Here is a 22,204-nt window from a genome sequence, read left to right as displayed (position 1 = left end):
GGCCGACCCCCCGCGTCTGGAGGGGACCGGGGGTCGGCCTCACCGTCGTTCCCGCTCGATGCCCTCGGCGCGCGCCGGGTCGGCGGAGACCCGGCGGAGACCGGCCACGCCGGGGTGACCGCGAGGCGGGGGCGGGTGGCGGTCACCGAGCGACGTCCGCTCCGGCGAGCCGTGGACCGCCCCGGACCGGGACCTGCGCCCTCATCGGCCGCAGGTCCTGGTGTAGGGCGTCTCTGGCGCGAACTGCTGCCATTCGCTCTGGGTGAGGTCGCGGGCGACCGTGTCGCAGATCTCCCCGGGCCCGTCCGGGGCGCAGGCCGCCGAGATCAGCGCCCCGTGCTCCGGGAAGCGGGTGCCTTTCGCCGGGGTCCCGGCGGTCCCCGCCGGGGTGCCGGGCCCGGTCTGGCCTGCCTGGCCTGCCTGGCCGGACTGGCCGGTCTGGCATCCGGCCAGGCAGGCCAGGCCGAGCACCAGCCCCAGGGACGTCAGGATCGATCTGGCGGCGGTCATAGCGGCACGGTAGTGCGCCGCTCTGGCGGCGATCGTCACATGCACGGCTGATATTTCCGTCACCCGGGAGGCCGATTCCCGGCGGGCCTGCACCTGGCGGTGGAGGGGAGAAGACCCGTCCCTGCCGCGGCAGGTCTACTCCCGCAGGGGTGGCCGGGGAGCGGCCCCCTGGTAGCGCGTGGCCCAATCGGCGATCTCGGCCAGCGGGCCGGGCGTGAGGGAGTAGATGCGGCGGCTGGCCTGCTCGGTGTAGGTGACCAGACCGGCGCGGCGCAGGATGCCCAGATGGCCGGAGACGGTGGACTGGCATGAGGTGAAGGCCGAGGCCAGCTCGCCCGCGGTCCGGGGGCCCTCGGAGAGCAACTCGATGATCCTGCGCCGGGTGGGGTCGGCGATCGCTCGGAAGGTGTCCTCGCTTGCCTGGGGTCGCGCCATGGGGCAACGATAGGTTTTCGGCGAAAACCGATAGAAGGAGGGTGGCCATGAGATTCGTCTCCGTGGTCTCGGTCCCGGTCGGCGACCAGGAACAGGCCAAGGAGTTCTACCTGGAGAAGCTCGGCTTCGAGCTCGTCGCCGAGTCGGTCTTCGGCGATGACCTGCGCTGGATCCAGGTGGGCCTCCCCGGCGCCCAGACCAGCCTGACCTTGGTCAACTGGTTCGACGAGATGCCCCCGGGATCCCTGCGGGGCCTGGTCGTCGACTGTGAGGACCTGGAGGCCACCTACCGCACGCTCAGCGATCGCGGCGTCCTCTTCCTCGGCCCTCCGAGCCGGCAGCCCGGCGGCGTGTTCGCCGTCCTCCGCGACCCCGACGGCAACCAGCTCGCCCTGCGCCAGATCGGGAGCTGACCGCGCAGGGCGACGGCGCGGGTCGCCGTGCATAGTCGGGCCCCGGTGGGTATCGAACCCCGGCGGGCTGGACGTGCCGGCCCGTGTCTTTCAATTCGGGGGAACTGCCTTATGAACAAGAACGCCTTCGCGCGCCCGCGTCGCGGCGTGACGATGGTGGCGGGCCTCGTGCTCGCCCTCAGCTCGGCCGGTGTCTCCGCGGCCCAGGCCGCGCCCGCCGCGCCGGCGGGCGGCCGGGCCGGCGACCGCTTCGTCACGCACACCCGGGTGCTCAACTCCGAGGCCCTGCTGCGCATCGGCCGGGCCGCGATCAGGGAGGCGCACCGGCGCGGCCAGCGGGTCACGGTCGCGATCGTGGACCGCTCCGGCGCGACGCGGCTGGTCCTCAAGACGGCGCACGCCGGCCCGCAGACGGAGGAGTCGGCCAAGCGCAAGGCGTTCACCGCGGTCAGCTTCGGGCAGCCCACCTCCAAGCTCGCGGCGAACGCCGTCGGCGACGGCCCGACGATCCGCGACATCCCGGGCACCCTCTTCCTCGCCGGCGGCGTGCCCGTGATCTCCGGCGGCATGCCCATCGCCGGCATCGGCGTCGGAGGCGCCCCCCAGGGCTCCATCGACGAGGCCATCGCCCGCGCCGGCCTGCGAGCCGTGGAAGGCGCGCTGGGCCGCTGACGGCGGCCAGGCCGCGGGGGCCCGGCCCGACCACGGCCCCCGCGGCCGGGAACCGCGAGTTCACCTGGTGGCTGTTCGTCCCCGGCGGTGGCCGATCACCGCCGGGTCAGCGAGTCCAGGAGTTCTCGGCCGTGCTGCCACGAGCCCAGGCCGCTGGCGGAGTTGAGGTGCCCGCACGCGCCCGCCAGGTGCCATCGCGCCCCCCACCGCGCCGCGAACCCGGCGGCCGCCTCGGGGCCGCAGTACGGATCATCGGCGCTGCCCACCACCAGGGCCGGGCACGGCAACGGTCGTGCCGGCACCTCGACGAACGTCGCGGCCGCCTGGCGCGGGAACGCGGGTCCGCGCGGGTCGGGCGGTGCGACCAGGAACGCGCCGCCCACCGGGCTGGAGGGATTCTCGTTCAGCCAGGCGGACGCGGCCCAGCAGCCCAGGCTGTGGGCCACCAGCACGACCTGGCCGTCCCGCTGGGAGACCTCGTCGTACGCCTCCTGGACGGCGCCGACCCAGTCATCCAGATCGGGGGCGGACCACGAGGCGGGGGAGATCCTCATCGCCGAGGCGCCCCACTCCCGCTCCCACAAGGTCTGCCAGTGCCGGTCGTCCGAGCCGTCGATGCCCGGGATGATGACGTACGTGTCCACTGCCCACCACCGTTTCATTCGCCGCTCCCTGCGATCATGGGAGCGCCTGGCGCAGATTCTGCTGGATGCGTCAGGGCCGCGGGGGCGACGCAAGTGATCTCAAAGGAAACGGTGCGGACGACAATGGAATCACTCGACCGGATAGACCGGGACATCCTCGCCCTGCTCCAGGCCGACGGCCGGTTGACCGGCGCGGAGGTGGGGCGCCGCGTCGGGCTCTCGCAGCCCGCGGCAGGCGCGCGCATCCAGCGGCTGGAGAAGAACGGCGTCATCACCGGCTACCGGGCCGTGGTCGACCCGGAGGCCCTCGGGCTGAACATTCACGCGATCATCCGGCTGCGCACCACGCACGCCCAGCTCCCGCGTGCCCTGGACCTCGCCTCCCGGACCCCCGAGATCGCCGGCACCCTCAGAGTCACCGGGGAGGACTGCCTCATCTTCGACGTCTACTGCCCCCAGGCGGGGCGACTCGAGGAGGTCGTCGACGCGCTCGCGCGTTTCGGCCCTGTCACCACATCCCTCGTGCTCCGCGCCTACCCCCACAAGCCGCTGACCGACGCCCGGTCGGCGACGTCCTGACCCGCGACGGCGCGGCGGCCGCCCGCCGGTGTGGAGTTCCGGCGGGCGGCCAGGAGCCGGGGGTCAGGGGGTGGTGGGGAAGTGGGGGGCCAGGCCGGAGAGGCGCAGGACGCGGTCCACGTTCGCGGGTACGCGGGTCAGGGCCAGGGTGATGCCCCGGGCGCGGGCGCGGCTCTGGACGCCGACGAGCAGGCCCAGGCCGGCGGCCCCGCAGAAGGTGACCTGGGACAGGTCCAGGACGAGCAGGCCGGTGCTGTAGGCCAGGGTGTTCATCAGGCGCCGGCGCAGCGCCGGGCCGGTGGCGATGTCGATGTCCCCGGACAGGTGCACGAGGGTGGGACTCGTGGCGTTCACCGCGCTGCGGGGAAGGGTGTCGATGGCGTTCATGGAGTTCTCCTTCGCGGAGAGGAAGATCGGGCTGGGAATGGTGCCCGCCGGCCGGAGATCGGTCCGCCGCGCAGGAAGGGGCGGTTCCGGACCGCTCGATCCGGCCGGCAGGCGGCTTGGTCTGGTCAGTGGTGTGCGAGGCGCCCCGAGGTCACCGGGCGAACGGTGAGCCCGGGCGTGGGGTCGGCGTGCGGAAGCCACCGGGCCGGGAAGCGGCGCACTGCGCGATGGGAAGGAAGTGGCGGCGTCATGGTCGCCTGACCTGTCCAGGCCCTCCGAACGGGCCGATATCGGTGATTCGCCGGGGGCGACGCCGACCTGAATGCCAACGCTCGGGAATGTCCTCGGTCCCCTCACGCTACCTCATCCGCCCGCGAACCACCCGGAGCTCCGCCACGCGCCGGGCGCGGGGTGCCCCGCTCGGCCGTACGGCCTGCGCCGGCGCCGAGGTGCCGGCGCCCGCCCCCTTGCGAGAGCGGCTGACCGAGATCGCCGCCGGGCTGGGCGCACGCCTGTCTCCCCTGACGTCAGCCAGAGAGGGCTGCGGGGGACGGCGGCGCGAATTCGGGGGTTCCAAACCCTTCCACCTGGGAACATCGCTGCGGGTAGTTCTTCGCTACATAGAGTGATTTTCGGAGGTGGACCATGTCCCGTTCGACTCGTTCCTTTCGTGCGCGCTACGCCGCGGCGGCCGCGGCCGGCGCCCTCGCGCTCCTCACCGGCGCGGCCCCGGCCGCCGTCGCCGCCCCCCAGGCTCCCGCCGCGCCGGCCGACCCCGTCGACAAGGCCGCCTGCTACCGCGTCACCGCCCCCCGCCTCGCGGTCCGCGACGCGCCGTACCCCAACGGCAGGGTCGTCGACGTCCTGAAGCAGGGCACCCGCGTCCGCGCCGCCGGCCAGGTCATCCTGGGGTACCGGCACCTGTACCCCTTCCGGGGCCGCTGGGCGTCCGCCGAGCACCTGATCGTGGTCAGCAACTGCGGCAAGCGGGCTTACCACGGCTGACCGAACCGCCGACGCCCCCAGACCGGGGCCCGCGGCGAACCCCGCCGACAACGGGCCGTCGCGTACGGCCCCGCCACAGCCCCGACAGGGCCGGCGCCCCCACCGGGCGCCGGCCCTCACGCCCGTGCGCGGGGCGAGGCCGCCCCCGGCGCACACCTCGCGCGGGTCAGCCGAGGGGGCCGGGGGGCTCGAAGGCCAGGGGGAGGAATCGGTCGGCCATGCGGCGGTAGCCCGCGGCGTTGGGATGGAGGCCGTCGGGGAGGTCGGCGACGTCGCCGGGGCCGAAGAGGGCCAGGCCGTCGATGATGTGCAGGTCGGCGTCGCCTTCCTTGCGGCGGAGCTCGACATGCTGGTGGAGCAGTTCGCGGACGCGGGTCAGCGTGAGCGCGCCGCGGGCCAGGGCGGCGGGCCGGTCGGGCACGTAGTTGTTCCGGTCGTCGTCCAGGAGGGTGGGGCCGGGGCGGTGCTCGGCGGCGGGGCAGACGATCGGGGTGATGATCACGATCGGGGTGCGGGGGTGGCCGTCGCGGATCGTGTCGAGGAAGCCGTGGAAGGCCGGGACGAAGACGCGCTCGCGCATCGTGTCGCCGTTGATGACGTTGATGCCGAGTTCCAGGCTGATCACGGCGGCGGGCAGGTCGCGGATGAGGCGGGCGGCGAACTGGTCGAGGTGGCACTGGCCGCCGAGGGCGAGGTTGACCAGGGACCGGCCGGCCCGCCGCGCGACGATCGCCGGCCAGGTGCCGGTCGGGCGGTCGGCCTCGGAGCACTGGCTGATGGAGCTGCCGTGGTGCACCCACACCGGCGCGCCGGACGGGGCCGGTCGGAGCGACGACCCGGCGGTGATCCGCACGTCCAGCAGGCGCGTGCTCACGCCGTTGGGCAGCCAGATCTCCACGCGCCGGTCGCCGCCGCCCGGGCCGAGGTCGAAGCGCAGCGTGGCGGGTCCGGCGGGCCGGTACTCCATGCCCTCGGTGACCGGGTCGACGAGCACGAGGGTCTGCTCGCTGGTGGTCACCGGGTCGCGCAGTTCGCCATCGACGACCAGGTCGAAGGCGGTGGGCGCCGGGTCCATGCCGGGCAGCAGGACCTGCGTGAGCGCGACGTCGAGCTCCAGGGCCCCGGCGTCGGTGAGGGCCTCGATCCGTACGCCGGAGGGGACGCTGCTCATGAAGTCGAAGCCGATGTCGGCCAGCCGGGCGCGGGCGGTGGCGGACGAGCGGTGGAAGGTGACCCCGGACGCGCCGGAGACGGATTCCACCGCGCCGGCGACGCAGCCGAGCGCGGCTCGCAGGACGGACTGCACAGCACATTCCTTTCGTTGGGGGAGGGCTATCGGGCCCTCTTGACCGGGAGGATCGCGACGGCGGCCATCAGCACGATCACCAGGGTGGCCAGCCAGACCATGAAGTAGCCGCCGGTCAGGGCCACGATCTGCCCGGCGGCGATCGGGCCGGCGGCCTGCCCGAAGTTGCCGGCCAGCGCGCCCAGGCCCAGGTCCCGGCCGGCGGAGCGCCTGTCGGGCAGCACGTCGATGAACAGCGCCTGGTCCACCACCAGGTAGGCGCCCATGGCCAGCGCGCTGATGACCTGCTGGACGAACAGGGCCGGGAGCGTCGGCCACACCATCGGCACGATCATGGACAGGGCGCACAGCACCGAGGACCAGAACACGAAGGGCTTGCGGCGGCCGACCCGGTCCGACCACCTGCCGACCACGATCATCGCGATGACCGTGCACGGCACCGACGCCACCGCCAGCAGCGGCGCCATGCGGGTGGCCTCCTCGGCGCTGAGGGCGGGCCGGATGTAGCTCTGCATCAGGTAGATGGTGAAGGCGGTGATCCCGCCGTAGCCGAAGAACATCACCAGCTTGGCGATCCAGACCCAGCGGTAGTCGGCGTCGCGCAGCGGGACGAGGAAGGACCGGGCGAAGGCGCCGGGCCGGAAGGGCGGCACCGGCAGGTCGGTGGAGGGGCGGTCGCGGGCGACCAGCACGAACAGGACGCCGGTGACGGCCAGCGCCAGGGCGAACGGGTAGTAACCGTCCAGCCCGATCGCGGCGAACAGGGCCCCGGCGATGATCGTCCCGCCGGCCAGCCCGATCACGGTGCCCAGGCCGTGGACCGCCGAGGCGGTGCTGAGCCGGGCGTCGGGGACGCGGTCGGCGATGGTGACGGTCAGCGGCCCCTGCGCCACGTTGATCACGAGCTGGGCGACGGCCCACAGGGCGATCAGCACGCCGATGCCCGGCGCGTGGCGGACGCCGATCAGGAGCGCGGCGCCGAGCACGGCCCCGGCGGCGATGTACGGCGCGCGCCGGCCCCACCGTGACCGGGTGCGGTCGGACAGCACCCCGGCTATGGGCTGGATGAACATGGTGACGAACACGCCGACGCCGGCCACGACCGACAGGCTGGCGGCCTTGGCGGCGTCGAACCCGGCGAGCAGGTCGAGCTGGTGCCGCTGGGCGGGCGTGGCGGTCGCGGTCCCGGCCTCGATCCGGGCCTTGAGGGCGTTGAGCTGCTTCAGGTCGGCGCCCGCGTCGGGCCCGGTGAACCAGCGGGCGAACTCGATCTCCTGGACCTGCAGCGGCAGCAGGATGTTGCCGACGCTGGCCCAGATGGCCGCGATGCTCACCGCGGCGACGCCGTAGAAGATCAGGTAGCGGCGCAGGGGCGGGCCGCCGAGGTACGTCATCGACGTGCCGGGCGCGGAAGGCTCGGCGAGGTGGGGACCGGCGGATCGCGCGGTCGTCATCGGACTGCCTCCAAGACGGGGGCGAGGGGATGAGCGGGAGGCCGCCCTCGTCGTAGACACAACGTGGCGCGTGATTACTGAAAGTTGGTGAATCGTCTCACCAGACCTGCGTCAGCAACCTAGCCCCGGCCAGCGGAGTCGCACAAGAGGGGATTGAAACGACTTGTGGGATGTAAGCGGTAGTAAGGGTGATACGTCCTAACTGCCTGGCCGGGCGGAGATCAGGCGGACTCCCGGACGACCAGCTCCGCCAGCGGCGAGGCCGGGACCTCCGGCGCGGGCCTGCCGAGGGCGCGCAGGATCTGCCGGACCAGATGCCCGGCCAGCACGCGGATGTCCTGCCGGACCGTGGTCAGCGGCGGGGTGGCCAGCCGGGCGAGCGGGATGTCGTCCACGCCGATCACCGCCAGGTCGCCCGGCGCCGTCAGGCCGACCAGGCGCAGGCCCGCCAGCAGCGCGAACGCCACCTCGTCGTTGTAGGCGCACACGCCGGTGACCCCCGCCGCGCGCCAGTGCCGGATCACCTCCGCCGCCTGCCCGGCCTCCGGCCGTACCTCGCGGACGTCCGGCTCCGGCAGCCCGCGGCCGGCGCACGCCTGCCGTACCCCGGCGAGCCGCAGCTCCAGGAGAGCGCGCAACCGCGCGTCGTCGGGGGCGGCGTAACCCAGGCGGACGTGCCCGGCGCCGGCCAGGTGGCGGACCTGCAGCCGCCCGACCTCCGCCTGCGTCCGCGACCGCCGGACGGAGTCCGGGCCGCGGTCGTCCAGCCAGGCGTCCACCACCGGCACGCCCATGGCCTCCATCTCCGCGCGATCGTCCTCGCTCAGCTCGGCGAACAGGACGATGGCCGCGGGGATGAGCTCGCGCCACAGCGCGGCGATCGGCCGCTCGCGCTCGATCCGGGTGACCACGGTCAGCCCGTGGACCTCCATGAGGTCGGTCAGCCGCTCCAGCAGCTCCACCGCCGACGGGCCCAGCGGCAGGTTCTTCACCCAGAGCAGGACGACGTCGTTGCGGCCGCGCCGCAGATTGCGGGCGCTGGGGGAGGGGGTGTAGCCGAGCCGCTCGGCCACCGCGAGCACCCGCTGCCGGGTCTCGGGGGAGATCCGCTGGTAGGAGGTGTTGTTCAGCACGTAGCTGACCGTCGTCTGGGAGACCCCGGCCTCCCTCGCCACGTCCGCCGAGGTGACCCGTCGCCGACTGGCAGCCATCCGCTTCCCCCGGCGTACACCGACTCTGTGGCGCTGAATCGTACCAGCAGGCCCACCCCGGCCCCGAGCCATCCCGAACCGGGCCGGTAGCGGGGCGGGAGGCCGGGTGGGAGCGCGCCGGGCGGCCGGAAGTCCGGCGCGAGCGAGGCGGGCGCCGGGAAAGGCCGGCGGGGGCGCGGTGGGCGCCGGGAAAGGCTGGCGGGGGCGCGGTGGAGCGGGGAGGCTGGACCCACGTCCCGAGCGGATGGAGGCGGAGCGCATGATCACGATTCCGGTCGAGGTGGGAGACCACCTGCCCTACGTGATCAGCGCGGCCCGTCGCGCGGACTATCTGGGGCTCATGGTCGTGCTCGCCCGTACGGCCGAGGCGAGGGGGCTGCACCAGGAGCTCACCCGGGACTGGACCAGCATCCACGACGTCACCGGGCACGCGCTGGGCGTGCTGTGCCCGGAGCCGCGGTTCGTCCCGCCCCCGGCGAGGTTTCCGCAGGACCCCGGCCGCGTCCCCCGGGAGCGGCGGGACGCCTTCGTGGCGGAGGCGAGCCGGGCGCACCGGTTCCTGAGCGGCGCGGACCCCGCCGGCATCCCGCCCTTCGACTACACCCGGCTCCTCGTGCCGGGCGCGGGCGATGGCGACGACCTCCGGGCGGCGGCCATCCCGCTCCCCGGCCACCCGCCCGCGCTCCACCACGCCGCCTGGACGGAGGCCGTCTCCCGGTGCGCGCGCTTCTTCGGCATCCCCGAATCACGGCTGCCCGCGCTGCTCGTGCTCTGCCTGCGGGAGGAGGACGACGTCCTCATCCAGCTCCGCGGCGACACCAGCCTCTACCGGCTGTGCAAGATGATCGCCTCCCATCCCGGCTATTCGCGCGAGGACGGCGACCTGATGGCCGAGCGGGAGCGGCTCCGGTGGGGCGCGCCCGCCGGGTACGGCGGGCGGGAGACGCCGCCCCGGCGGATGCGGGGGCTGGCCGGCCGCACGCGGAAGCAGCTCGACGGCCTGCGGAGGCACCTGGCGATGATCGCGCCCGCCGACCCGGAGCTGGCCGGGGAGGTGGCGGACGGGCTCGCGCGGCACGTGGAGGCGGACACCCCGGTGGACGAGGCGCGGGACTGGCTGTCGGCCCTGGCCGAGCGCGTCGCCGGCCACCCCCGCAAGACGGAACTGCTCCGCCTGGACGCCAAACTCCGCAAGGTGGCCCGAGCCCTTGAGGAGGCCGCCTACCCCGGCGGGCGGCGGCGGTGGGAGGACCAGGACAGGCTCGCCGAACTGGAACGGCGGCTCGCCTCCCGGCCGGGCCTGGCGAGGGCCTGCGAGGACGCCGCCCGGGCGGTTCTGGGGGAGTGCGTGACCGAACGCCTCTCCGGGGGGCCGCACCCCTCGCGCGTCCGCGCCGTACGGCCACTGGGCCCCGCGCCGCGGCCGCCCGCGGAAGACACGGAGGACACGACGACGAACAGTCTCTCCGGGACGAGCGTCCACGGCCCCGCGATCCAGGCGCGGGACATCGGCGCCCTCCACCTGCACCTGCACGCCGGCGCGTGGCCCCCCGGCGCGGCCAAGGACCTCGGGGACGACGCGGCGCCCGGGAGATGAGACCACCTCGCGCGGGCGGCGCGCCGGGAGGCCGAGCCGCGTCGCCCGCGTCGGGGCTACTTGTGGTTTCCAGACTGCGCGGCCGCCTTGTCGCGCCACATCCGGCGACCGGCCAAACCCCCGTCCGCGTCCCCGCGTACGCGCTTACGCGCGAACGCATGAGCGCCGCGGCCCAGGGCGCGGAAACCGACCGCCGCGGGCGCGGGGCCGTACGCGGGCCAGGGTTCGGCCGTACCCGGGCCAGGGTGCGGGGCGCGGGGCCGTACGCGGGCCAGAGTGCCTGGACGCGGGCCGTACGCGGGTCAGGGGGTGGTGAGGCGGGCGCGGATGGCGGCGGCGCCGGATTCGGTGAGCCAGTCGGTGAGGGTGCGCAGGCCGGGGTGGATGACGCGCAGCGCCTCGATGTCGGCGTGCCAGCGGTGACCGGCCTCCCAGCGCTTCTTGGCGTCGGCGATGCCCTGGCCGAGCGCGGCGGCCTCGTCGTCGGTGAGCTGCTGGTAGCGGATGGGGACGCCGGTGGCCTCGCTGATCGCGGCGGCGGCCTCGACCGGGGTGGGCTGGTCGCCGGCCAGTTCGAGAGCGCGCCCGGCGAACCTGGCCGGGTCCGCAATGCGGCGAGCGGTTGCCGGTCCGTGCCACCGGCAGGCCGCGCCGCTACTGCGGGCCGACGTGCCGCCAGCGGGCCCACCGGCGGCGCGGCGGTGGCGCGGGGAGCCGAGGAGAGCGCTAGACGCGGGCCACGGCGCCCAGGAAGCCGGCCTCCACCTCACCGGTGTACGGCGGGGCGTCCGGGGCCCAGTGGTTCACCGGGGTCAGGCCGGGGCCGATCAGGTCCAGGCCGTCGAACAGGGCGGCGAGCTCCTTGGGGGAGCGCGGGGTGATGCCGCCCGAGGCCGCCGCGGAGTACACCTCCCGCCCCTCGGCGACCACCTCCCGGCCGACCTTGCCCGGGGTGGCGTGCGAGACGACCAGATAGCTGCCGGGGGCCAGCCCGGCGGCGAGCTCGCCGAGAATCCGCCGGGCCTGCGCGAGGTCGGGCACGAAGTGGACGATCGCCAGCAGCAGCACCGCGACGGGTTCCCCCAGGTCGATGAGGGCGCGCAGCTCGGGATGGCCCAGGATGTCGCGGGGCCGGTGCATGTCGCCCTCGATCACGATGCTGGCCCCGTTCCGGGCGAGCAGCGCGCGCCCGTGGGCCACGACCACGGCGTCGTTGTCGACGTACACCACGCGCGCGTCCGGGTGCACCCGCTGGGCCACCTGGTGCACGTTCTCCTGCGTGGGCAGGCCGGTGCCGATGTCGATGAACTGGCGGACGCCGGACTCGGCGAGGAACCGGACGGTCCTGCCGAGGAAGGCGCGGTTGTCCCGGGCCCACCGCCGGGCCTGCGGCATGAGGGTCAGGATGCGCTCGGCGGCGTCGCGATCGGCCTCGTAGTTGTCCCGCCCGCCCAGGTAGTAGTCGTACATCCGGGCCACGTTGGGCACGGTGGGATCCACTCCCGGGGGCATCGGCTGCGTGGTCACGCCCGCTCCTCCTGGCTGCTGGTCGAAGCTCCCCCTCGACCTTCCCACACTCGCACAGAACTCTCAGTCAAAGATCAAATTGACCAACCTCGGCCATTTCGTGATCTTCCCGCCCGGCCATGCGCGCCCGCCGTACGGCGGCGCGTCCGTCGCCCTGTCGCCGGACTCATGAGCCTCGCAGCGGGCTGTCACGGGCGGGACTTCCCCGGAGGCGGGGGACGCCGGCGGGGTCAGGCGTGGGGGGTGGTCCAGGGGCGGAGTTTGGCGGGGTTGCGGATGCCCCAGATGCGGCGGACGCGGCCGTCCGCGACGTCGAAGGCGTACACCGTCACGGTGACGCCGTCTCGCTGGGCGACGAGGCCGGGGCGGCCGTTGACCGTGCGCTCCAGGAACGTGAGACCGTGCAGCTTGCGGGCGAAGCGGACCAGCGAGCGCGCGATCCGCTCGGCTCCGGCCAGGGGGCGGAGCACGGCGCTGGCGAGGCCGCCGCTGTCGGCGACCACGGTGGCGCCGGGGTCGAGGAGGCCGATGAGGGCCTCGATGTCCTTGGCCTCCCAGGCCCGCATGAAATCCCGGATCACGCGGGCCTGCTGGGCCGCCGGGGTCGCCGGGTCCGCGGGAGCGCGCGAGGCGCGGACGCGGCGGCGGGCCGAGGAGGCGAGCTGGCGGCAGGCGGCCGGGGTGCGGCCGACGACGTCGGCGATCTCGGCGAAGGGATAGCGGAAGACGTCGTGCAGGATGAAGGCGACGCGCTCGGCCGGGGTCATGGATTCGAGCACGACGAGGAAGGCCATGTTGACCGACTCGTCCAGGGTGATCCGGTCGGCCGGGTCGAGGGTGCCGCCGTCCGGCCGCCCGGTGATCCACTCCCGGGGTTCGGGGAGCGGCTCGGGAACCCATTCGCCCACATAGGTCTCGCGGCGGGCACGGGCCGAGGTGAGCACGTTGAGGCAGATGCGGCCGGCCACCTTGGTCAGCCAGGCGCCGGGGGACACGATGGCCTCCTGCTCCCGCCGGGACATGGCGTACCAGCGGGCGTAGGTCTCCTGCACGACGTCCTCGGCGTCGGCCAGCGAGCCGAGGAGCCGGTAGGCGAGGTTGATGAGCTGACGCCGTTCGTCGATGACCGCGCTCAGGCCCGGATGGGCCGCATCGAGTCCCCGCTCGGATTCGGTGGTCATGGTCTCCTCGCCCTCGTGCCGCCGGCGCCCCCGGCCGGGGTCCGTCCTCACCACTTCGACAAGACGGCGCGGACGAATGTGAGGTCGCCGGGCCGCCTCACGATCGGCGGGGCCGCGTTGTCGGACCGGTGAGACACCGTCAGGAAGGGGATTCACACCATGTCCAGGCCCGCACACCGCGCACTCCACAAGGTCGTCGTCATCGGCGGCGGCTACGCCGGAACCCTGGCGGCCAACCGGTTGCAGGTGCGCCCCGACGTCGACATCACACTGGTCAACCCGCGCCCGGAGTTCGTCGAGCGCCTCCGGCTGCACCAGTACGCGGCCCGCACCGGCGACGCCACGATCGACTACGGCACACTGCTCGGCGAGCGCGTCCGGCTGGTCGTCGACAGCGCCGCGCGCATCGACACCGCCGCCCGCGCCGTACGGCTGGCGTCGGGCCGCGTCCTCGAGTACGACCACGTCGTCTACGCGGTCGGCAGCACCGGGGCGGCGCCCTCCTCGGTGCCGGGCGCGGCCGAGTTCGCGTACGACCTCGCGGAGCTGGAACCGGCGCGGCGGCTGCGCGCCAGGCTGGACGAGGTGCCCCGCGACGCCCCGGTCACCGTGGCCGGCGGCGGGCTGACCGGCGTCGAGACGGCCGCCGAACTGGCCGAGCGGGGACGCGCGGTCACCCTCGTCTGCGGCCGGGCCCTGGCTCCGTACCTGGGCGCGCCCGCCCGCCGGTACGTCGCCAGGTGGCTGGCCGATCACGGGGTCACCGTGATCGAGGGCACCACGGTGAGCGAGGTCCGGCCGGAGGAGGTCGTCCTCGCCGACGGCACGGCGCGGCCGAGCGCCCTGACCGTCTGGACCGCCGGTTTCGGCGTGCCGGGCCTGGCGGCCGCGAGCGGGCTGCGCACCGACGCCCTCGGCCGGTTGCTCACCGACGAGACGCTGACCAGCCTCGACGACGACCGCGTCGTCGCGGCCGGGGACGCCGCCGCGCCCTCGGGCCGGCCGCTGCGGATGAGCGGTTACGCCGCCGGGCCACTCGGGGTCCAGGCCGCGAACACCGTCCTGAGCCGCATCGCGGGCACCGAGCCGGCGGTGATCGACCTGGCCTTCACCGGGGCGTGCCTCAGCCTCGGCCGCCGCGCGGGCGTCCGGCAACTGGCGCGCAAGGACGACACCGCGGTCGACTTCTACATCGGCGGCCGCATGGGCGCTGTGATCAAGGAGCTGACCTGCAAGTTAGTGGTGTCGAAGCGGATCCGCCGCGAGGCCGCGAAGCCCGGCTCCATGACCTGGCCCAAGGCCGGCCCCCGCCCCGCAGCCCCGGAGGTCCCCACGTCCCCCTGACCCGCGCCCGCCCCCCCGGATGGCCGTCCAGGCCGGCGAGTCGTACGGCGGCGCCCGGCGGGTCCGCGCGCCGCCGTACGCCATGGGAGCACGCGCCGCCGTACGCGGCGGGGGGCACACGCGGTGGGGAGCACGCGCCGCCGTACGAGGGTGGCGCGGGATCGCCGTGCGCCGTGGAACGGCGGTTGCCCGCGGGGCGGGCCGGTGCCTACGCTGAGGGGAGCGTGCGAGGGCGCTCCCAGTCCGCGGGCAGGGATCTTCCCACCTCGACCGGCACATCGGCGCACCGACCGGACCGACCTCTTTCCAGCCGGGTGAGCGGACCCCGGCGGCGAAGGAGGCCGCGATGTCCGCACGTCATTTCGAGCTGCCGCCCCGCCCGAACCTGGAATACCACCGCAAGCGGGCCAAGCACCTACGCCACGCGTATTCGGCGGGCGACCCCGTGGCCGTGGCCCGGGTCGCCGACGTACTGGGCGACCGGGCCGCCGGGCGGTTCCTGCTCAGCGACGCCCAGTTCGTGGTCGCCCAGGAACACGGATTCCGGACCTGGGCCGAGTTCCGCGCCCACGTCGAAGGCCGCGGCGCCGCCGAGGAACGGCCGGTCTCCCGCCTCGTGGGGGTCGGCCCGGGCATCTACGCCTCGATGGCCGACGCCCTCCTCGCCGAGCTGCGCCGCGGCGACCCCGGCGCGCTGCGGCGGCTGCGGGCCTACGTGCCCCGGCACGCCACGGCGACCTCCGCCGCGGCCGCCGAACCCCGCGACGCGCGGCTGATCATCGCGCGGGAGCTGGGTTTCCCGACCTGGCGCGAGCTCGTGTCGTTCACCGAGAGGTCCCGGCGCGACCTCGGCGAACGCCGGAAGAAGCGGCGGCGCCTGCGGCGCGAGGCCGGGGCTCTGCTGGCCGGCGACACCGGGCGGCTGGCCGTGCTGACCTACGAGCAGGCCGACGTCCTGCTGCACATGCTCGCGGGCCCGGAGCTGATCCCCGGCATCCGGTTGGGAAAGGAGCTCGGGGTGCCGCGCGCCGGGGTCGAGGTCCTGCTCGGCAAGGCGTCCGACCTGGATCTCCCGCTCATCCGGGCCGCCCGCTTCGACCGGCTCGGCTACGTGCGCCTGCTGCTCGACGCCGGCGCCGACCCCGGCGTCCGCGCCTGGGGGATCACCCCGCTGGAGAACGCGCTCTACCACGGCAACACCGAGGTCGCCGACCTGCTCGCGAGGTACGGGATCGTCCCGGCGGCACTCTGGACGTACGCCGCGTGCGGCCGGCTGGACCTGGTGCGCGGCTGCTTCGACGCGGACGGCCGCCTCCGCCCGGACGCGGCGGCGGCGCGCCCCGACCTGGCGGACACCGGCTCGGGCTTCCCGTCCCGGTTGCCGCCGGCCGACGATCCGGAGGAGATCGTGGGGGAGGCGTTCGTCCACGCCTGCCAGCACGGGCGGATCGAGGTCGTGCGCTGGTTCCTCGACCGCGGGGTCCACCCCGACGTCGCCCCCTACCTCGGCCGGACCGGTCTGCACTGGGCGATCCCCGGCGGCCACCTCCAGGTCATCCGCCTCCTCCTGGCCCACGGCGCCGACCCGGCCCGCCGCGACGCCCTCCTCCACGCCGACGCCGAGACCTGGCTCCATCTGACCACCGCCCTCCACCCCCCATCCCCCCAGACCCACCACCTCCACACCCTGCTCCGGTCCCACCCCGTCACCCGAGGACCCGGTGCCGGCTCACCTGGGACCCTCCGCAGGTGAGTCGCGTCGTTGTGCCATGAGGACGCCGGTGGCGGCGGGTCAGGGGCCCGGTTCCGGCGGCGGGAGAGGGAGGCGGCATTCGTCGGCGGTGAGTGCCGCGATGATTCCCTGGGATTCCGTGACCTGCAGGTCTGGGATGCCTGGCCTGGTGGGGGTGGAGAAGGTGACGTTCCCGGTGTGGTCCTCGGGATCCATGATGACGGGCGCGACGGAGACGTATCCGAACACCTCCACACCAGGGACCTGTGTCCGCGCCCGGTGGAGAGCCTCCCAGGCGAAGGCGATTCCGCGGCGCATGAGTCGCGCGATCCCCGCGATTTCGGTCGCCCTGATGTCATCGTCGGGGATGCCGCGGCCGTTGACGGCGAACTCATACCCGTGAACCGAGGTGAACCTGGCGCGGTCCCCGTGGTAGCTCTTGTGGAAGGCGCTCAGGACCACGGCGCCGTCGACGACGCGCCACCCCTCGTCGATCACCGTCCGTAGTCCCGGCGGCACGTCGTCCGAGCTCAGTGTCCGTATGACGTCCTCGCCCACCAGCTCGGACGCCCGAGAGCTGATCATCATCGTGTCCCCCGCACCATGAACCCCGTTACCTCGCCGAACCGCGTAGAAGGCGAGTCCATCACGACCGACGCCATGGACGCGGATGCCCGCGGTCGTGAGAAGGCCACGGGTCGCCGGACCTGCCGGGCGCGAGTGGAGAGGGGCCTCGGGCGGCTTGGGACGTCCGCGCGGTCCCCGTGCCCGCCGCGTCCGGGGGAGGCGCGGCGGGGCCGGGGGAACGGGGTCAGGGGAGGGTGATGACGATTTCCAGGTACTCCAGGGGCATGAGGAGGGTGTCGTCGTCGGAGGTGTCGAGTTCTTCGACGAGGGTGGTGAGGTCGGCCAGGAGGGCGGCGCGGCCGGGCTCGTCGAGGGCGCGCAGGGCCATCACGGTGGGGCCGTAGACCTCGGACCAGACGCGGACGTGCTCGGCGGGGGAGGGGAAGCGCCACAGCACCTCGCGCCGGGTCGTGGCGATGTCGGCGGCGGCGGGGAACAGTTCGGCCAGGCCGTCCCGGGTGCCCCAGCGGCTCTCGGGCAGGTGGCCGGGCGCGGGCGGCACGTACTTGGGGTTGAGCGCGAGCATCCGGCCCATGTACCCCTCCGGGGTCCAGCAGGCGAGGCCGATCCGGCCGCCGGGCCGTACGACCCGGGTCAGCTCGGCCGCCGCGCGCGCCTGGTCGGGGGCGAACATGACGCCGAAGGTGGAGGTGACCACGTCGAAGGAGGCGTCCGGCAGCGGCAGGGCCTGCGCGTCGCCCTCCAGGAACTCGACGGTGAGCCCCTCGGCGTCGGCGCGCCGGCGAGCGTGGGCGAGCAGGTCGGGGACCAGGTCGAGCGCGGTCACCCGGCCCCACCGGCGGGCGGCGGCCAGCGCCGTGTTGCCGGTCCCGGTGGCGACGTCGAGCACGCGCTCGCCGGCGCGCAGCCGCAGCGCCTCGCACAGCAGCTCGGCGGCGGGCAGGAACTGCGCGCCCACGGGCCGGTAATCCCCGGACGCCCAGGTCTCGCGTGGTGCGGTTTCCGCCATGCTCATCGAGTTCCTCCTCAATGGGGGCAAACGAAGGGGTGGCACTCGCCCCAGCCTGCCCCATTCGTCCTCTTCATGGAATCGATCACCCCCAACAAGATCCGCAGATCTTCGCCCGCGCCCGCCCGCCCCTCCCGCCACCAGGCGGCGGTCCCGGGGGCGCCCGCCCGCGCGGGTGATGGCCCGTCGGGCGGGGTCAGGGGCGGGTGAGGGAGGCGAGGAGGGTGAGCCTGTCGGCGCTGCCGGTGCCGGGGGCGGGGTGGAAGACCACGAGGGTCTGGCCGGGTACGCCGGAGACGGCCAGTCGTTCGCGGTTCAGGCGGAGGGGGCCGACCTGGGGGTGGTCGAGGCGCTTGGCGGCGCCCTCGCAGGTGTTCACGTCGTGGCGGGCCCAGAGCCGGCTGAAACGCGGGCTGGCGAGGGAGAGCTCGCCGACGAGTTCGATGAAGCGGGGGTCGTCCGTGTCGGTGCCGACGGACGCGCGGAAGCCGGCGACCATGCCCTGCGCGGCGTCCTCCCAGTCCGGGTAGAGGGCCTGCTCGGCGGGGTCGAGGAACACGTCCCGCAGACGGTTGCCCCCGGCGGCGAGCCGCGGTGACAGGGCGGTCGCCAGGGCGTTCGCTGCCAGGACGTCGAAGTAGCGGCCCTCCACGTACGCGGGGAGCGGGAGCGCGTCCACGAGCTGGGCGACGCCCGCGGGGACGGTCTCCTTCCGGGGCCGCCGCCGTCGCCGGGGCCTCCCCGCGCCGAGGCGCAGCAGGTAGGCCGTCGCGTCGTCGTCGAGCAGCAGCACGCGGGCGAGGGATTCCAGGACCTGCGGAGAGGGGTTGCGGTCGCGGCCCTGCTCCAGCCGCAGGTAGTAGTCGGCGCTGATGCCGGCGAGCATCGCGACCTCCTCCCGGCGCAGGCCCGGCACCCGCCGTACGCCCGCGGAGGGGATTCCGGCCTGTTCGGGAGTGACGAGATCCCGGCGAGCGCGCACGTAATCGCCCAGAAGGTTGGATTCGTCTCTCATGTCGCCACTGTATTCGCGCGCCCTCGCGCCCGCCTGGTCCTGTCACCCCCAGGATCGCGGGGGTTCTGCCTGGGCCGCTGGAGGAGCGGAAACCTCGCTGCCGGGACGAGTGCCGGCGAGACCGGCCGGTGGTCCCTTCCACGAGCGAGGAGTCGTACATGTCTACATATCTGCTGGTACACGGGGCCTGGCACGGCGGGCGGTGCTGGGACCGGGTGGTCCCCCTGCTGACGGCGGCCGGGCACCGGGTGGCCGCGCCGTCGCTGACCGGCCTCGGCGACCGGGCGCATCTGCTCGGCCCCGAGGTGGGGCTGGACACGCACACCGACGACGTCGTCCGGCTGATCACCGAGGAGGGCCTCACCGACGTGATCCTGGTGGGCCACAGCTACGCCGGGCTGGTCATCTCCGCGGCCGCCAACCGGATCCCGGAGCGGATCGCCCATCTGGTCTACCTCGACGCGATGGTCCCCGAGGACGGCGAGAGCGCGGTGGACGTGCACCCCGTGACCCAGGCCCTCATCGACGCCGCGGCCGGGTCGGGGGAGCCCTGGCGGATCCCGCCGATGCCCGAGATGCCACCGCCCCTGGGCCTGTTCGGGGTCACCGACCCGGCGGACGCGGCGTGGCTGCGGACGATGCTGTCGGATCAGCCGGCGCTCTGCCTCCGGCAGCCGGTGCGGCTGGACAACCCGGCCGTGCGCGCGATCCCGCGCACGCACATCCACTGCGTCGCCGGCGTGCCCGAGGGCGTCGAGCGGCGGCCCGTGCCCACGATCCAGCCCGACGGCAGCCCGTCCCAGGTGTGGGAGCTGGACACGGGGCACGACTGCATGATCACCATGCCGGCAGAGCTGACCGGCCTGCTGCTCAAGCTCGCCTGACCCGCCCTCCCGCCGCGCGCCGCCCTCCCGCCCCCGCCGTACGGCCGAGCCGACGCCGTGCGGCCGTGAGCACCGCCGTACGGCCGGCCTCCGCAGTGCGGCCGGCAGACGCCGGGTGGCCGTCGGGCCACGCCGTACGGCCGTCAGGCGGCGGGGCGCGGCGGGGCGGCGGGGAGTCGCGCCGCCGCGGGTGGCCGTACCGGGGCGGGCAGCCGTGCCTCGGCGGGCAGTCGTACGGTGGCGCGGAGGCCGCCGGTGGGGCGGGCGGCCAGGGTGAGGGTCCCGTCGTGGGCCTGGGCGATACTCCGGACGATGGCCAGGCCGAGGCCGGTGCCCGCGTGGTCGGAGCGGACGCGCTCGGTGCCCCGGCGGAACGGCTCGGCGAGCGTGGCGACCACCTGCGGGGGGAGCGTGTCCCCGGTGTTCTCGACGGTGAGCTCCACGCCCTCGGGGCGGACGCCGGCCGTGACCCGGACGATCCCGTCCTCGGGGAGGTTGTGGACGATCGCGTTGTGCACGAGGTTCGTGGTCATCTGCAGCAGCAGCTCGGGTGAGCCGGGGGTGGGGGCCAGGTCGCCGGCCGTCTCGACGGTGACGCCGCGTTTCTCCGCGAGGGGCAGGAGCGTCTCGGCGGCCTCCTCCGCGAGGAGGGACAGATCGACGCGCTCGCGCGGGAAGGAGCGCTGGTCGGCGCGGCTGAGCAGGAGCAGCGCCTCGGTGAGGCCGATCGCCCGGGTGTTGACGGCGCGGAGGCGGTCGACGAGCTCGCCGAGGTCGCGGTCCGGGTCGTCGCGGGCCACGTCGAGCAGGGTCTGCGCGATCGCCAGCGGGGTGCGCAGCTCGTGGGAGGCGTTGGCCGCGAACCTGCGCTGCTCGGCGACGTGGGCCTCGAGCCGCGCGAGCATGGCGTCGAAGGCGTCGGCGAGTTCGCGGAACTCGTCCTGGCGTCCCTCCAGGTCGATCCGGTGGGACAGCGACCCGCCGGTGGCCAGGCGGGTGGCGTCCGTGATGCGGGTCAGGGGGGCGAGCATCCGGTCGGCGAGAAGCCACCCGCCCACGAGACCGAACACCAGCAGGAACGCCAGCACGAAGGCCGCGATCGGAAGGAACGACCCCAGGATGGCGCGCTGGTTGACCAGCAGGTCGCCGGTGGTGATGAACGCCCCCCTCGGTATGCCGTACAGGACGTAGAACCCCACGGCCGCCAGGATCAGGATGCCCGCGAGCATGAGGAACCCGGCGTAGCTGAGGGTGAGCTTGAGGCGGACGCTCAGGCCCGGGCGCCTATCCACGGTCTCCGCCCCCACCCGCGGCCTCGATGCGGTAGCCGACGCCGGGCACGGTGGCGATGATCCCGGGTTCGCCGAGCCGTTTGCGCAGCGCCGAGACGGTGATGCGCACGGCGTTGGTGAAGGGGTCGGCGTTCCCGTCCCAGGCCCGCTCCAGGAGTTCCTCGGCGCTGATGACCCCGCCCTCGGCCGCGACGAGGACCTCCAGCACGGCGAACTGTTTCCGGGTGAGCGCGACGTAGCGGCCGTCGCGATAGACCTCGCGCCGGAACGGGTCCAGGCGCAGGCCCGCGATCTCGCGCACGGGCGGCCTGTTGTGGGCGCGCCTGCGGTCGAGGGCCCTGAGCCTGAGCACGAGTTCCCGGAGGTCGAAGGGCTTGGTGAGGTAGTCGTCGGCGCCGAGCTCGAACCCGGAGGCCTTGTCGTCGATCCGGTCGGCGGCGGTGAGCATGAGGATGGGCATGCCGCTGCGGGACGCCACGATGCGCTCGGCGATCTCGTCGCCCGAGGGCCCGGGGATGTCGCGGTCGAGGACTGCGATGTCGTAGGTGTTCACGCTCAGCAGTTCCAGCGCCGTGTCCCCGTCCCCGGCGATGTCGGCGGCGATCGCGGCCAGGCGCAGGCCGTCACGGACGGCTTCGGCGAGATAGGGCTCGTCCTCCACGATCAGCACACGCATGCCTGCGACGGTACGGGACGGGACATATCGCCGACATATCGAAATGCGCATACGGGCCGGCAACGCCCCGCCGCCTTGACTGCTCGCATGACCTTTCGAGAACCAGCCCGTACGGCGGCCCGCCGTACCCCCTCGGCCGTCGCCGCGGTCCTCGTGGCCGTCGCCGTGGTCCTGATCGGCGTCCTCGCCCACCGATGGCTGTCGTCCCCGGCCGCGACCGCCGACGGCATCCCGTCCGGCGCGCTCGGAGAGGCGGGCGGCGCCGTCCCCGACGGCGTGACGGTCTTCGACGACGAGGTCCCCGCCGTGGCCAACCTCGACCCCCGCCTCCTCGCCGCCCTCCGCAAGGCCGCGACCGCCGCCGCGCGCGACGGCGTCGAGTTCGTCGTCAACGGCGGCTGGCGCTCTCCCAAGTACCAGGAACAACTCCTCCGCGAGGCGATCGGGCGGTACGGCTCGGCGGAGGAGGCCGCCCGCTGGGTCGCCACCCCCGGCAAGTCCCTCCACGTCTCAGGCGACGCGGTCGACCTGGGCCCTCCGGAAGCCCTCGGCTGGCTCTCCGCCCACGGCCGCGAACACGCCCTGTGCCAGACCTACGCCAACGAGCCCTGGCACTACGAACTCCGCCCCAAGGCCCCTGCCAAGGGCTGCCCCCGGCCCTACCCCGACCCCACCCACGACCCCCGCCTCCAACCGTGACCGGCTTCCCGCCGCCCGCGGGCACACGCCGTCCTCATCGCCCG

24 protein-coding genes are annotated in these 22,204 nt (G+C 74.3%); 9 read left to right on the top strand and 15 right to left on the bottom strand.

What is annotated here, in order from left to right:
* Positions 1-201: 201 nt before the first annotated feature.
* On the bottom strand, positions 202-510 hold the full coding sequence (locus tag D5H75_RS03620) for a hypothetical protein (RefSeq protein WP_147425053.1): 309 nt from the start codon (positions 508-510) through the stop codon (positions 202-204).
* A gap of 135 nt (positions 511-645) precedes the next feature.
* Positions 646-945 (bottom strand): ArsR/SmtB family transcription factor, encoded by a 300-nt coding sequence (locus tag D5H75_RS03615; RefSeq protein WP_119924842.1) that lies wholly within the window; start codon positions 943-945, stop codon positions 646-648.
* A gap of 47 nt (positions 946-992) precedes the next feature.
* Between D5H75_RS03615 and D5H75_RS03610 the strand changes: the two genes are divergently transcribed.
* Positions 993-1,358 (top strand): VOC family protein, encoded by a 366-nt coding sequence (locus D5H75_RS03610; protein ID WP_119924841.1) that lies wholly within the window; start codon positions 993-995, stop codon positions 1,356-1,358.
* 111 nt (positions 1,359-1,469) lie between these two features.
* The gene (locus D5H75_RS03605) at positions 1,470-2,030 is read left to right on the top strand and encodes a GlcG/HbpS family heme-binding protein (protein ID WP_202637782.1); all 561 of its coding nucleotides are present in this window, start codon (positions 1,470-1,472) and stop codon (positions 2,028-2,030) included.
* Positions 2,031-2,125: 95 nt separating this feature from the next.
* On the opposite strand, the gene D5H75_RS03600 is transcribed toward D5H75_RS03605, so the two are convergent.
* On the bottom strand, positions 2,126-2,692 hold the full coding sequence (locus D5H75_RS03600) for an RBBP9/YdeN family alpha/beta hydrolase (RefSeq protein ID WP_119924840.1): 567 nt from the start codon (positions 2,690-2,692) through the stop codon (positions 2,126-2,128).
* 105 nt (positions 2,693-2,797) lie between these two features.
* On the opposite strand from D5H75_RS03600, the gene D5H75_RS03595 reads away from it, so the two are divergent.
* Positions 2,798-3,253 carry an Lrp/AsnC family transcriptional regulator gene (locus D5H75_RS03595; RefSeq protein WP_119924839.1) on the top strand — a complete coding sequence of 152 codons (456 nt, stop codon included), beginning with the start codon at positions 2,798-2,800 and terminating at the stop codon, positions 3,251-3,253.
* 63 nt (positions 3,254-3,316) lie between these two features.
* Here D5H75_RS03595 and D5H75_RS03590 read toward each other — a convergent pair whose 3' ends face one another.
* Complete coding sequence (locus tag D5H75_RS03590; protein WP_119924838.1) at positions 3,317-3,640, bottom strand: STAS domain-containing protein; 324 nt, start codon at positions 3,638-3,640, stop codon at positions 3,317-3,319.
* A 645-nt stretch (positions 3,641-4,285) separates the two neighbouring features.
* Here D5H75_RS03590 and D5H75_RS03585 point away from each other — a divergent pair.
* A complete protein-coding gene (locus tag D5H75_RS03585) occupies positions 4,286-4,645 on the top strand; it encodes a hypothetical protein (protein ID WP_119924837.1) in 360 nt (119 codons plus the stop codon).
* Between the two features lie 166 nt (positions 4,646-4,811).
* Here D5H75_RS03585 and D5H75_RS03580 read toward each other — a convergent pair whose 3' ends face one another.
* The 3 genes from D5H75_RS03580 to D5H75_RS03570 form a co-directional block, all read right to left on the bottom strand.
* On the bottom strand, positions 4,812-5,951 hold the full coding sequence (locus D5H75_RS03580) for an SGNH/GDSL hydrolase family protein (protein WP_119924836.1): 1,140 nt from the start codon (positions 5,949-5,951) through the stop codon (positions 4,812-4,814).
* A 26-nt stretch (positions 5,952-5,977) separates the two neighbouring features.
* A complete protein-coding gene (locus tag D5H75_RS03575; RefSeq protein WP_119924835.1) occupies positions 5,978-7,405 on the bottom strand; it encodes an MFS transporter in 1,428 nt (475 codons plus the stop codon).
* A 221-nt stretch (positions 7,406-7,626) separates the two neighbouring features.
* A complete protein-coding gene (locus D5H75_RS03570; RefSeq protein WP_119924834.1) occupies positions 7,627-8,616 on the bottom strand; it encodes a LacI family DNA-binding transcriptional regulator in 990 nt (329 codons plus the stop codon).
* A 259-nt stretch (positions 8,617-8,875) separates the two neighbouring features.
* Here D5H75_RS03570 and D5H75_RS03565 point away from each other — a divergent pair, with 259 nt between their 5' ends.
* On the top strand, positions 8,876-10,213 hold the full coding sequence (locus tag D5H75_RS03565) for a hypothetical protein (protein WP_147425052.1): 1,338 nt from the start codon (positions 8,876-8,878) through the stop codon (positions 10,211-10,213).
* Between the two features lie 302 nt (positions 10,214-10,515).
* Here the strand turns inward: D5H75_RS03565 and D5H75_RS41235 are convergent, their stop codons facing one another.
* The 3 genes from D5H75_RS41235 to sigJ all read right to left on the bottom strand — a co-directional run bounded on the left by D5H75_RS41235 (position 10,516) and on the right by sigJ (position 12,921).
* Positions 10,516-10,983 carry a hypothetical protein gene (locus D5H75_RS41235; protein ID WP_202637781.1) on the bottom strand — a complete coding sequence of 156 codons (468 nt, stop codon included), beginning with the start codon at positions 10,981-10,983 and terminating at the stop codon, positions 10,516-10,518.
* Positions 10,940-11,740 (bottom strand): SAM-dependent methyltransferase, encoded by an 801-nt coding sequence (locus tag D5H75_RS03555; RefSeq protein ID WP_242453953.1) that lies wholly within the window; start codon positions 11,738-11,740, stop codon positions 10,940-10,942. The genes D5H75_RS41235 and D5H75_RS03555 overlap by 44 nt, the downstream gene beginning before the upstream one ends.
* A 230-nt stretch (positions 11,741-11,970) precedes the next feature.
* On the bottom strand, positions 11,971-12,921 hold the full coding sequence (gene sigJ / locus D5H75_RS03550) for an RNA polymerase sigma factor SigJ (protein ID WP_119925201.1): 951 nt from the start codon (positions 12,919-12,921) through the stop codon (positions 11,971-11,973).
* A gap of 159 nt (positions 12,922-13,080) precedes the next feature.
* Here sigJ and D5H75_RS03545 point away from each other — a divergent pair, with 159 nt between their 5' ends.
* The gene (locus D5H75_RS03545; RefSeq protein WP_119924832.1) at positions 13,081-14,265 is read left to right on the top strand and encodes an NAD(P)/FAD-dependent oxidoreductase; all 1,185 of its coding nucleotides are present in this window, start codon (positions 13,081-13,083) and stop codon (positions 14,263-14,265) included.
* A 346-nt stretch (positions 14,266-14,611) separates the two neighbouring features.
* Positions 14,612-16,018, top strand: coding sequence for an ankyrin repeat domain-containing protein (locus D5H75_RS03540; protein ID WP_119924831.1), 1,407 nt, complete (start codon positions 14,612-14,614; stop codon positions 16,016-16,018).
* Between the two features lie 39 nt (positions 16,019-16,057).
* Here D5H75_RS03540 and D5H75_RS03535 read toward each other — a convergent pair whose 3' ends face one another.
* From D5H75_RS03535 to D5H75_RS03525, 3 genes are all read right to left on the bottom strand, one after another.
* Positions 16,058-16,585, bottom strand: coding sequence for a hypothetical protein (locus tag D5H75_RS03535; protein WP_119924830.1), 528 nt, complete (start codon positions 16,583-16,585; stop codon positions 16,058-16,060).
* A 223-nt stretch (positions 16,586-16,808) separates the two neighbouring features.
* Positions 16,809-17,600, bottom strand: coding sequence for a class I SAM-dependent methyltransferase (locus tag D5H75_RS03530; protein ID WP_119924829.1), 792 nt, complete (start codon positions 17,598-17,600; stop codon positions 16,809-16,811).
* A 190-nt stretch (positions 17,601-17,790) separates the two neighbouring features.
* Positions 17,791-18,609: a helix-turn-helix domain-containing protein gene (locus D5H75_RS03525; protein ID WP_119924828.1), complete on the bottom strand. Its 819-nt coding sequence runs from the start codon at positions 18,607-18,609 to the stop codon at positions 17,791-17,793.
* Positions 18,610-18,767: 158 nt separating this feature from the next.
* On the opposite strand from D5H75_RS03525, the gene D5H75_RS03520 reads away from it, so the two are divergent.
* On the top strand, positions 18,768-19,493 hold the full coding sequence (locus D5H75_RS03520; RefSeq protein WP_119924827.1) for an alpha/beta fold hydrolase: 726 nt from the start codon (positions 18,768-18,770) through the stop codon (positions 19,491-19,493).
* Between the two features lie 143 nt (positions 19,494-19,636).
* Here D5H75_RS03520 and D5H75_RS03515 read toward each other — a convergent pair whose 3' ends face one another.
* Both D5H75_RS03515 and D5H75_RS03510 read right to left on the bottom strand, forming a co-directional pair.
* Positions 19,637-20,785 (bottom strand): sensor histidine kinase, encoded by a 1,149-nt coding sequence (locus D5H75_RS03515; protein ID WP_202637780.1) that lies wholly within the window; start codon positions 20,783-20,785, stop codon positions 19,637-19,639.
* A complete protein-coding gene (locus tag D5H75_RS03510) occupies positions 20,778-21,461 on the bottom strand; it encodes a response regulator transcription factor (protein ID WP_119924826.1) in 684 nt (227 codons plus the stop codon). The genes D5H75_RS03515 and D5H75_RS03510 overlap by 8 nt, the downstream gene beginning before the upstream one ends.
* Before the next feature lie 87 nt (positions 21,462-21,548).
* Here D5H75_RS03510 and D5H75_RS03505 point away from each other — a divergent pair, with 87 nt between their 5' ends.
* Complete coding sequence (locus D5H75_RS03505) at positions 21,549-22,160, top strand: M15 family metallopeptidase (protein WP_119924825.1); 612 nt, start codon at positions 21,549-21,551, stop codon at positions 22,158-22,160.
* Positions 22,161-22,204: the final 44 nt, after the last annotated feature.

Origin of the sequence: Bailinhaonella thermotolerans (genome assembly GCF_003594875.1) — a bacterium.
Lineage (GTDB): Bacteria > Actinomycetota > Actinomycetes > Streptosporangiales > Streptosporangiaceae > Bailinhaonella > Bailinhaonella thermotolerans.
The sequence above is the reverse complement of the archived record's forward strand: the minus strand, read 5'-3'. Positions and strand labels throughout refer to the sequence as shown.

What these genes read in the sequence shown, in the direction of transcription:
- D5H75_RS03575 (WP_119924835.1), bottom strand. Translation starts at nt 7,405, where the DNA reads ATGACGACCGCGCGATCCGCCGGTCCCCACCTCGCCGAGCCTTCCGCG.
- D5H75_RS03505 (WP_119924825.1), top strand. Translation starts at nt 21,549, where the DNA reads ATGACCTTTCGAGAACCAGCCCGTACGGCGGCCCGCCGTACCCCCTCG.
- D5H75_RS03570 (WP_119924834.1), bottom strand. Translation starts at nt 8,616, where the DNA reads ATGGCTGCCAGTCGGCGACGGGTCACCTCGGCGGACGTGGCGAGGGAG.
- D5H75_RS03595 (WP_119924839.1), top strand. Translation starts at nt 2,798, where the DNA reads ATGGAATCACTCGACCGGATAGACCGGGACATCCTCGCCCTGCTCCAG.
- D5H75_RS03545 (WP_119924832.1), top strand. Translation starts at nt 13,081, where the DNA reads ATGTCCAGGCCCGCACACCGCGCACTCCACAAGGTCGTCGTCATCGGC.
- D5H75_RS03520 (WP_119924827.1), top strand. Translation starts at nt 18,768, where the DNA reads ATGTCTACATATCTGCTGGTACACGGGGCCTGGCACGGCGGGCGGTGC.
- D5H75_RS03530 (WP_119924829.1), bottom strand. Translation starts at nt 17,600, where the DNA reads ATGAGCATGGCGGAAACCGCACCACGCGAGACCTGGGCGTCCGGGGAT.
- D5H75_RS03620 (WP_147425053.1), bottom strand. Translation starts at nt 510, where the DNA reads ATGACCGCCGCCAGATCGATCCTGACGTCCCTGGGGCTGGTGCTCGGC.
- sigJ (WP_119925201.1), bottom strand. Translation starts at nt 12,921, where the DNA reads ATGACCACCGAATCCGAGCGGGGACTCGATGCGGCCCATCCGGGCCTG.
- D5H75_RS03600 (WP_119924840.1), bottom strand. Translation starts at nt 2,692, where the DNA reads ATGAAACGGTGGTGGGCAGTGGACACGTACGTCATCATCCCGGGCATC.
- D5H75_RS03565 (WP_147425052.1), top strand. Translation starts at nt 8,876, where the DNA reads ATGATCACGATTCCGGTCGAGGTGGGAGACCACCTGCCCTACGTGATC.
- D5H75_RS03590 (WP_119924838.1), bottom strand. Translation starts at nt 3,640, where the DNA reads ATGAACGCCATCGACACCCTTCCCCGCAGCGCGGTGAACGCCACGAGT.
- D5H75_RS03605 (WP_202637782.1), top strand. Translation starts at nt 1,470, where the DNA reads ATGAACAAGAACGCCTTCGCGCGCCCGCGTCGCGGCGTGACGATGGTG.
- D5H75_RS03585 (WP_119924837.1), top strand. Translation starts at nt 4,286, where the DNA reads ATGTCCCGTTCGACTCGTTCCTTTCGTGCGCGCTACGCCGCGGCGGCC.
- D5H75_RS03610 (WP_119924841.1), top strand. Translation starts at nt 993, where the DNA reads ATGAGATTCGTCTCCGTGGTCTCGGTCCCGGTCGGCGACCAGGAACAG.
- D5H75_RS03535 (WP_119924830.1), bottom strand. Translation starts at nt 16,585, where the DNA reads ATGATGATCAGCTCTCGGGCGTCCGAGCTGGTGGGCGAGGACGTCATA.
- D5H75_RS03510 (WP_119924826.1), bottom strand. Translation starts at nt 21,461, where the DNA reads ATGCGTGTGCTGATCGTGGAGGACGAGCCCTATCTCGCCGAAGCCGTC.
- D5H75_RS03615 (WP_119924842.1), bottom strand. Translation starts at nt 945, where the DNA reads ATGGCGCGACCCCAGGCAAGCGAGGACACCTTCCGAGCGATCGCCGAC.
- D5H75_RS03525 (WP_119924828.1), bottom strand. Translation starts at nt 18,609, where the DNA reads ATGAGAGACGAATCCAACCTTCTGGGCGATTACGTGCGCGCTCGCCGG.
- D5H75_RS03540 (WP_119924831.1), top strand. Translation starts at nt 14,612, where the DNA reads ATGTCCGCACGTCATTTCGAGCTGCCGCCCCGCCCGAACCTGGAATAC.